The organism is Pseudomonas sp. FW305-70 (assembly GCF_058783925.1).
The window spans coordinates 1-8,582 of the sequence record NZ_JBYSYZ010000080.1 but is presented as its reverse complement, the minus strand read 5'-3'; the positions used below and the strand labels follow the sequence as shown (position 1 = coordinate 8,582).

General features: G+C 60.1%; 4 protein-coding genes, 1 rRNA gene and 1 pseudogene. 3 read left to right on the top strand and 3 right to left on the bottom strand.

The genetic code is table 11. The annotated features are described in order from the left end of the window. The first annotated feature begins 137 nt into the window (after window positions 1-137). Window positions 138-253 (top strand): 5S ribosomal RNA (rrf, locus tag AC3WN7_RS28425). Between the two features lie 124 nt (window positions 254-377). Here rrf and AC3WN7_RS28420 read toward each other — a convergent pair. Next, complete coding sequence (locus AC3WN7_RS28420) at window positions 378-1,088, bottom strand: GntR family transcriptional regulator (protein ID WP_102675806.1); 711 nt, start codon at window positions 1,086-1,088, stop codon at window positions 378-380. A 195-nt stretch (window positions 1,089-1,283) separates the two neighbouring features. On the opposite strand from AC3WN7_RS28420, the gene lapG reads away from it, so the two are divergent. Both lapG and lapD read left to right on the top strand, forming a co-directional pair. Then, window positions 1,284-1,976, top strand: a complete 693-nt coding sequence (gene lapG / locus AC3WN7_RS28415) for a cysteine protease LapG (RefSeq protein WP_095968270.1) — start codon at window positions 1,284-1,286, stop codon at window positions 1,974-1,976. A 14-nt stretch (window positions 1,977-1,990) separates the two neighbouring features. Beyond that, a complete protein-coding gene (lapD, locus tag AC3WN7_RS28410; protein WP_102675805.1) occupies window positions 1,991-3,937 on the top strand; it encodes a cyclic di-GMP receptor LapD in 1,947 nt (648 codons plus the stop codon). A gap of 44 nt (window positions 3,938-3,981) precedes the next feature. Here lapD and AC3WN7_RS28405 read toward each other — a convergent pair whose 3' ends face one another. Together AC3WN7_RS28405 and AC3WN7_RS28400 are read right to left on the bottom strand one after the other, a co-directional pair. Next, entirely contained in the window at window positions 3,982-4,320 is a 339-nt protein-coding gene (locus tag AC3WN7_RS28405) for a tryptophan synthase subunit beta (protein ID WP_095968268.1), read from the bottom strand. Window positions 4,321-4,466: 146 nt separating this feature from the next. Beyond that, window positions 4,467-8,582, bottom strand: a pseudogene (locus tag AC3WN7_RS28400) (LapA family giant adhesin); the annotation flags it as partial.

The window sequence follows — 8,582 nt, the reverse complement described above, 5'->3', positions numbered from 1 at the left end:
CCCCATGTGAGAGTAGGTCATCGTCAAGATTAAATTCCGAAACCCCTATCTGCGTATGCAGGTAGGGGTTTTGTTTTAGTAGAAGTCACCAGTTTTCACCGGCACGTTGATGTTCTAACGGGCTGGTCACAGAATTTCTTGACGACCATAGAGCGTTGGAACCACCTGATCCCATCCCGAACTCAGAAGTGAAACGATGCATCGCCGATGGTAGTGTGGGGTTTCCCCATGTGAGAGTAGGTCATCGTCAAGATTGAATTCCAAAACCCCTGTCTGCTAACGCAGACAGGGGTTTTGTCGTTTCAGGGGTACTGAAAAGCCCGTTGTGGAGCCTCTCCACAACGGGCTTTCTCACGTCTTGCACCTGCCGCTGCGGGTTACTTCGGTGTGTTTCTGGCCTGGACTTCAGGGCTGTTGAGGTAGCGCGTAATGACCTCGACCGCTCGGTTCAGATGATGTTCGAGCAGCTGCACGGAGCGTTCCATGTCCCGGTCCTTGGCGGCACGCAACAGTGCCTGGTGGTCGTCCTGGGACAGTTTGCCCAGGCCCATGGCTTCCAGGTTGAAACGCAGGAACCGCTCTTCCTCATTCAGGCCGTCTTCAACCAGTTTCAACAGTCGGCGATTGGGCGCTCGGCTGTAAAGCGCCATGTGGAACAAGCGGTTGAGCCGGCCGATTTCGGTGTAGTCGCTTTGCGTTTCGAGTTCGTCGATGTAGCGGGCAGCCTGTTCGAGATCTTCGTCCTGGAGCAATGGCACCGAGAGACGCAGGGCCTCGGATTCCAGCAGGATGCGCAGCGCGTAGGTTTCAACGGCGTCTCCCTGGACCAGCGGCGCGACCACGGCGCCCTTATGGGCCACCACGTTGAGCAACGACTGCGCTTCGAGCTGGCGCAGGGCTTCGCGCACGGGCATGCGGCTGACGCCGAACAGGTCGGCGAGGTCCTGCTGGCGCAGGGCCGCACCGCAAGGGATGCGCCCGTCAAGTATCGCCGCGCGCAGGGTTTCTTCGATCACCGTGCGTGCCAGATGTGCGGGAATCGGCCCGTTGACCTTGATACTGCTGAGAGGGTTGGGCTTTTGTGTCACTAAACGCACCCTGAATAATGAAATTTTTTGGATCCAAATGACACTAGTGACTGCCTGACAGCTTGTCAAACAAGTGAACGAATGCCTTTCCTGCAGTTTAGCGCGCCGCCAGTGATCTCATCGTGCCATTGTCTTTTTCCGGACTAACCTTCACCATTCGAGCGACTCTCTCCTGCCTACCCAGGATGCCTCGCATTGGCAGCATGTTTAACGATCCCCCGGATTTTGCGCTGGTTGTGCAGCGCATTGCTGCTGGCTGGCGTGATGCTGGGCAGCTTGAGTGCCGATTGGGACTTTTCCCTGATCAGCCGGCGGGCGCAGGCATTGTACGGACCTCTGGGAGAGGGTCAGCAACGCATTAACGATTGGCAATACTTGTTGGCCAGCCAGAAGCAGATCGGCGAGTCGGAACAACTCAATGTGGTCAATCGCTTCTTCAACAAACAACTGCGATACGTTGAAGACATCGATCTGTGGCATGCAGTCGACTACTGGGAAACTCCGATCGAAGCCCTGTGGAAAGGCGCCGGCGACTGTGAAGACTACGCTATTGCCAAGTACTTCAGCCTGCGTCATCTCGGTGTAGCCAGTGAAAAGCTGCGTATCACCTACGTCAAGGCACTGACCCAGAACCGCGCGCACATGGTGCTGACCTACTACTCGACTCCGGATGCCGAGCCCCTGGTGCTCGACAGCCTGATTGATGCAATCAAGCCGGCCAGCCAACGAAAGGATTTACTGCCGGTCTACTCTTTCAATGCAGAGGGACTGTGGTTGCCGGGCGCCAAGGGCAACAAAAAGGTCGGCGATACCAAACGTCTGTCGCGCTGGCAGGATGTGTTGAAGAAAATGCAGGCCGAAGGATTCCCGGTCGAGACGACTAACTAGGAGCACGTGCTCAGATGTCTTTGTTCAAACAGCTGTTGATTGCTATCTGTCTGTTCCTGGTGGTCGCCTTCACCGGCAGTTTCATGGTCAGTCTGGAGAGCTCACGCACTCAGTACGTCAACCAGTTGCGCTCCCATGCCCAGGACGCCGCGACCGCGCTGGCGCTTTCCCTGACCCCGAATATCGACGACCCGGCGATGGTCGAGTTGCTGGTCAGCTCGATTTTCGACAGCGGTTACTACGCGAGCATCCGCGTGGTCGATCTGAAGACCGACCAGAACCTGGTTGAGCGTACGGGCATACCGGCGGTCAACAATGTTCCTGACTGGTTCGTCAAACTGATCGGCCTGGAACCTGCCGGTGGTGATGCGATCGTCAGCCGCGGCTGGGAGCAGGCCGCCCGGGTCGAGGTCGTCAGCCATCCGATGTTCGCGCTGGCCAAGTTGTGGCAAAGCGCCTTGGGCAGCCTGGGCTGGTTGCTGCTATGCGGCGCCGTCAGTGCGGTGCTCGGCGCGCTGTTGCTGCGCCAGCAATTGCGACCGCTGGATTATATGGTCAAGCAATCCCACGCCATCGCCCGACGGGAGTTCCTCAGCCTGCCGGAACTGCCGCGCACTCCCGAGCTTCGCCGGGTCGTGCAGGCCATGAACCAGATGGTCGAGAAGCTCAAGGCGCTGTTCCAGGAACAGGCCGAGCGTAGTGAAAAGCTGCGGGTCGAGTCCTATCAGGATTCGTTGACCGGGTTGGCCAACCGGCGCTATTTCGAGATGCAACTGAACGTCCGGGTGAGCAACCCGGAGCAGGCCAGCTCCGGTTATCTGCTGCTGTTGCGGGTCAAGGATCTGGCCGGCCTCAACCAGCGTCTCGGTGGTCAGCGCACCGATGAAGTGCTCAAGGCCGTCGGTGAGCAACTGACTCGCGAGTGCGCCAAGTATCCGGAAACCCAGAACCTGGTGACCCGTATCCGTGGCGGCGAATTTGCCGTACTGGCGCCGGGACTGGTGCGCGAAGAAGCGCTGCAACTGGCGCAAAATCTCGACAACGCCCTGGCCAGCCTGCACGCTACCGGCGCCACTGATGTGGCTGCCGTGGCGTCTATCGGCCTGGCGCCTTTCGCTCATGGTGACTCGCCGCAAGCCGTGCTCAGCCTCGGTGATCAGGCGCTGGCCCAGGCCGAAGGTCAGGGCGAGCAGAATTGGGCCTGCCTCGAACACAGCCTCTCGGCCAGTGTCGGCGACGATCACCACGCCTGGCATCAGATGCTCGACCAGGCGCTGACACAGCGGCGCTTCGAGCTGTATTTCCAACCGGTAGTGGCCGCCCAAGACACGCAACTGGTGCTGCATTACAAAGTGTTGTCGCGACTGCTCGACGAACACGGCCAGACCATCCCCGCCGGGCGTTTTCTGCCTTGGCTGGAGCGCTTCGGCTGGACTGCGCGCCTGGATCGGCTGATGCTCGAGCGGGTGTTGGAGCAAATGAGCGAACATGAGGAGTCGCTGGCGCTGAATCTGTCGTCGGCGACCCTGGGTGACCCGCAGGCGCAAAACAAAATCTTCGAGCTACTGCGTGCGCATTCCAACCTTGGCCCGCGCCTGACTCTGGAGATTGGCGAAGAGCAACTGCCTGATCAGGCGGTACTGGAGCAACTGACCCGGCGCCTGCGCGAACTCGGCTTCTCACTGAGCCTGCAGCGTTTTGGCGGACGCTTCAGCATGATCGGCAACCTGGCGCGGCTGGGGCTGGCCTACCTGAAGATCGATGGCAGCTACATTCGCTCGATTGATCTGGAAAGTGACAAACGCCTGTTCATCGAGGCGATCCAGCGAGCGGCGCACAGCATTGATTTGCCACTGATTGCCGAACGGGTCGAGACTGAAGGCGAGTTGTCGGTGATTCGCGAGATGGGGCTATACGGAGTGCAGGGCCAGCTGTTCGGCGAGCCCAAGCCCTGGCGCTGATCTGATCGCTCCCACGCAGCGCGCGGGAATGATCGCAGGGGGTGTCAGATCAACCCGGTCTCTTCATCATCGATCAATTGGCTCAAGCCACCCAAGGCTTCACGGGCCTGGTTTCGGTCCATGAGTTTGGCCTGGGCCGCCGTCGGCAGGTCGGTGACGCGGATCACGCCTTTCTGGGTCAGCACCTGAATCAAGTCATCGAGTACCCGGATCATTTCCAGGTCACTTTGCTTGAGCTGTTTGAGGCTGTTCTCCACAGCCGCATTGGCAAACCAGGCCTGGATTTCATGATTGTCGGCCTGCAGGGTTTCCGTGGCCTCGGCGTAGGCGGCGGGTTCCACGCGTACCAACAGGCCCTGCGCATCGCGTTGCACGTAAAACATTGAGCATCCCTCAGAATTGAACCAGCGTCATGCTGTCAGCAGCATAGGTCAACTGCACGCCAGTATGTGGCGCAGCGACGAAATCGTCACCGGGCAGTGGACACAAACGTGACGACCGCCCCGGAAGGGGCGGCCGCTTTCATGCATCAGCTGTTGTTGTGATCGATTTTGATGGTCGGGTCGCTACCGGCAATCAGGTTGTGCAGGTTGGCGCTTGACCAGTTGTTGCCCTCCAGCTTGATCGTCACGTCCGGCGTGGCGGCTGCGGCGTTGCCAGAGTTGAACTGACCGGTCGAGCTGACTTGCAGCGACGACACGCCATCGACCGTGGTGATCTTCAGGAAGTTGTCGATGGTGCTGCCGGTTTCGCCCTGCAACAGATCGCGCAGGTCGATCCGGTCGCCTTCGCTGGCCTTGAAGTCCTTGATCACGTCGGTGCCGGTGTCGCCCGCTTTCCAGACGAAGGTGTCACCACCGGAACCACCGATCAGGATGTCGTTGCCCTGTCCGCCCATCAACGTGTCGTTGCCGGTGCCGCCGAGCAGGATGTCATTGCCCTTGCCACCGTCGAGGGTGTCGTTACCACCCGAGCCGAACAGGATGTCATTGCCCGCTCCACCCAGCAGGGTGTCGTTGCCGTCATGGGTCCCGGACACATCGAACGCGTTGTAATGCTCGGTGATGTACTGGTGCACATTGCTGGTGGTGACTGTGCTGACGTCCACACCGGATTGCTGCGCCACAAAGGCTTGCATGGCCTGGTAACCCTCACCGGCAATGCCGTTGAAACTCACCAGGTCGCCGAACAGGATGTCGTTGCCTTCGCCACCGCTGACGGTGTCGTGACCCGGCATCGTCGCTTCGGTATGGCCGATGATCGAGTTGGCCAGATCCTTCGGATCGATGTTGGTTTGTGGAATTTGATTCGAGTCGTACGGCTTCAGGTCGTTGAGGCTCACTCCGTTGTTGAGGCCAATGGCCTCGACATTCGACAGGTTGCTCAGCAGTGCAAAGCTGCCGGTGGAGTTGCTGGTGGCGTCCCAGTCGGTGCTGCTGCCGTCCCCGTCACGACCCGAGAACTCGTAGGTACCGTCACCCTGGGCATGCAGATAGCCGAAGTCCTTGGATGACCAGCTTGTGCTGCCACTGCCGTTGCCATTGCCGTTGTTACCGTGGCTGCTCTTGGTCCAGACCGTCACGTATCCCGAGGCGGTAATGTCGATCTGGTGCGTGCTGTCGGGGGACAGGCTGATCGCTGTTCCCAGCTGATAGTTGCTCGTGGTGATCAGGCTATCGAGCGTTGTGCTGCCATACAGGATCGGGTTGGTCGACTCGCCGCTCTGGTAGTAAGTCGGCTTGCCGTCAGTAATGAAATACGTGAGGTTCTTCGCCCCGGTGTTGGCCACGGCGTTTGCGCTCTGGAACCAGTTGGCCGTGGTTTTGAACACGTCCTCGTAGTTGGTACCGCCGCCGGATGACATCGAGTCCAGAATCGCCTTCAACTGAGTCAGCGCATTCGGGTTATTGAGGTTCACCGACACCGACTTGTTGACCTGGGTGTCGAAGTCCACCAGGAAGATGTTCACCGTGCCCGAGTTGCTGCCCAGGCTTTGCTTGAGGGTGTTGAACACCGACGTCAGCGAGTCCTTGGCCGAGTTGATCGACGAGGAACTCATACTGCCGGAGCTGTCGACCATGAAGGCGATGTTGTAGTTGGTGCCCGGCACCACGGTCAGGCCGCCAATGTCGGCGACGATGACGTCATTGCCGTCGGTGCCGGTGAGGGTGTCATCGGCCGCAGTGGCAGTGACGGCGTTATAGACCGCTGGGTACACGGTCACGGGGATTTGCGAAGTGCTGCTGGCCGAACCGCCGAGGGCCTCGGTGGAGGTCGAGGTCACAGTCAGGTTGAACTGGCCGTTGTAGTACGGTGGTGGAGTGACAGACAGAGAGTTGAGGCTCCAGCCGGTCACGTTGGCCTCGCCACTGGTCGCTGTGACCGTGAATGTATGTCCCGCGCCGTCGGTGAGCACCGAGCCGACTGGCATGCCGCTGATCTTCAGGCTCAGGCTTTCCGAGCCGTCGGTGTCGGTCAGCGCGGTGGTGATGGTGGACAATTTCACACTGGTGCCTTCGGCGCCGGTGTTGAGTTTGTAGCCGTCGTAGTAGCCTTTGCCATTGGTGCCGTGCAAGTCGGACACGGTCACGCCGGCATTCACCAGATCCGTCACGCCAGTGTAAATCGGTACGCCGGCACCGCTCAGGTCGATCGGCGTGCTGCCATTGACCGACAGGTTGACGTCATAGCTGCCCGGACCGCTCTGGTTGTGGTGGTAGATGTCCAGGGTGTAGTAGCCGTTGGTGGTCGGGGTGAACGAACCATTGAGGTTGCCGCCCGCGCCCCACGTGATCGCGGCGACGTTCTTGCCGCCGATGGTCACCAGCAGGCTGTCATCGCCAACACCGCTGAAGGTGTAGGTCTTGCCGGCTTCAAGGTAGATCAGGCCGGAAGTTTTCGACGCCGTACCGGCGGTCACGCTACCGTCGGACTGCACGTTGGTCACGGTGCCTTTGGAGTTCGGTGTGCCCGCGGCGTCGATCACGTTTTTCAGCGTGGTCGAGTCCGCACCGTTGCCGCTGGTGCCCAGGCCCGACAGACCGGTCCAGACTTCCTTGATCAGCCCGGTGGACTTCACGCTGTTGTCGGCAACGCTCAGGGTCGGGGCATCCGCCACCGGAGTGATGTCGATCTTGATCGTGCCGGTGTTGCCCAGTGCCTGGCCGTCGGTTGGCCGGAACTGAAGTTGCGCATAGTCAGCCTTTTGGTCGCCAGTGCCGGGGCCGTAACCGTCCACGCCCGACTCGTTCGCATCCGGCGTGAAGCGCAGTTTGCCTGCGTCGATATCAGCCTTGCTGAACGTCTGGTTGGTGGCGACATCTTTCCAGGTCGAACCGTCCAGATACTGCAGTTTGCCCTCGCCCGGCAGCTGGGTGATTTTCACGCCCAGGCTGGTGGCCGGACTGTCGACGTCGCTGACGCCGAAGGTCGACCAGCCGAGAATCAGCGGCGTGTCTTCGGTGCCGGTGACGTTGACCGGTACTGCGACCGGTGCGTCATTGACCGCCACCACGTTGACCGTGGTGGTCGCGGTGTTGGAGTAGTTGCTGCCGTCGGTCACCGTCACGGTGATGGTCCGGGGTACGGTGCTCGGGTTTTCACTGTTGTTGGTGAAGGTGATGTTCTTGATCTGCTGCATGTAGTCGGCCAGCGTCGCGCTACCCGACAGGGTCAGGGTGACGGTGCCATTGGTGCTGTTGGCATTGATGGTGATGCCGTTGACGCTGTTGCCCAGGTTCAGCGCATCACCGTCCTGACGGTTGGTCAGCACGATGGTCGCGCCGGTCAGCAGGGTGCTGTCCGGGTCGGTGATGCTCAGGTCGGTATCGCCGATCGACACGCCAGGACCGGCAGTGTTTTCGGTGAACGTCACCTTGTAGTCGGCCCCGGTGGCGCCGCTGGAGTTGTTGGCGTCGAGATCCAGTGCTGGCGGTGCATCGTTGTCGATGATCGAAGTGCTGACGCTGCCATTGGACGCGCTGATCGCCAGGTTCTCGAAGTTGCCGCCGGTGGCCGAGTCGATCTTGACCACGAAGTTTTCGGTGCCTTCGGTGATATTGTCATTGATGGTCGCGACGTTGAAGTTGGCACTGCTGGCGCCCGCCGGGATCTTCACGGTGTAGACACCGTTGAAGTCAGAACCGTCGGCGGCGGTACCGCTGTAGACGATTTTCAGTGTCACTTCGCTCTGGGCCTGGTGAGTCAGGCTGACGGTGTAACTCGCGGTCTGCCCTTCGGTTACCGAGGTGCTGCCGCTGATGCTGACAGTGGTGGTGTCCTGGAAGTCACTGACGCTGGTCGACACTGGCGTCTTGTCCGTGCCGAGGGCTTCAAGGTTGCCGCCGCTGGCAGCCTTGATTGATTCGGTAACGGTTGGCGCGCCTGTGTAGACGTCGTTGCCGACGGTCACCGGCAGGGTGCCGGAGCTCTGGCCAACGGCGATGGTGATCACCTTGCCGCTGTCCAGCGTGACGGTGACCGGCGTGTTATGCGCTGTAACCGGGGCACCGGTCTTGTCGGTCAAGGTCGCGGTGTAGGTGATGGTGCCGTTCTCGTCCACGCTTGGAGTGGCGGTCAGGGTCACGGTGGTGGTGTCGTTGACGTCGTTGACCGTGGTGGTCACTGGCGTTTTCACCGGATCAAT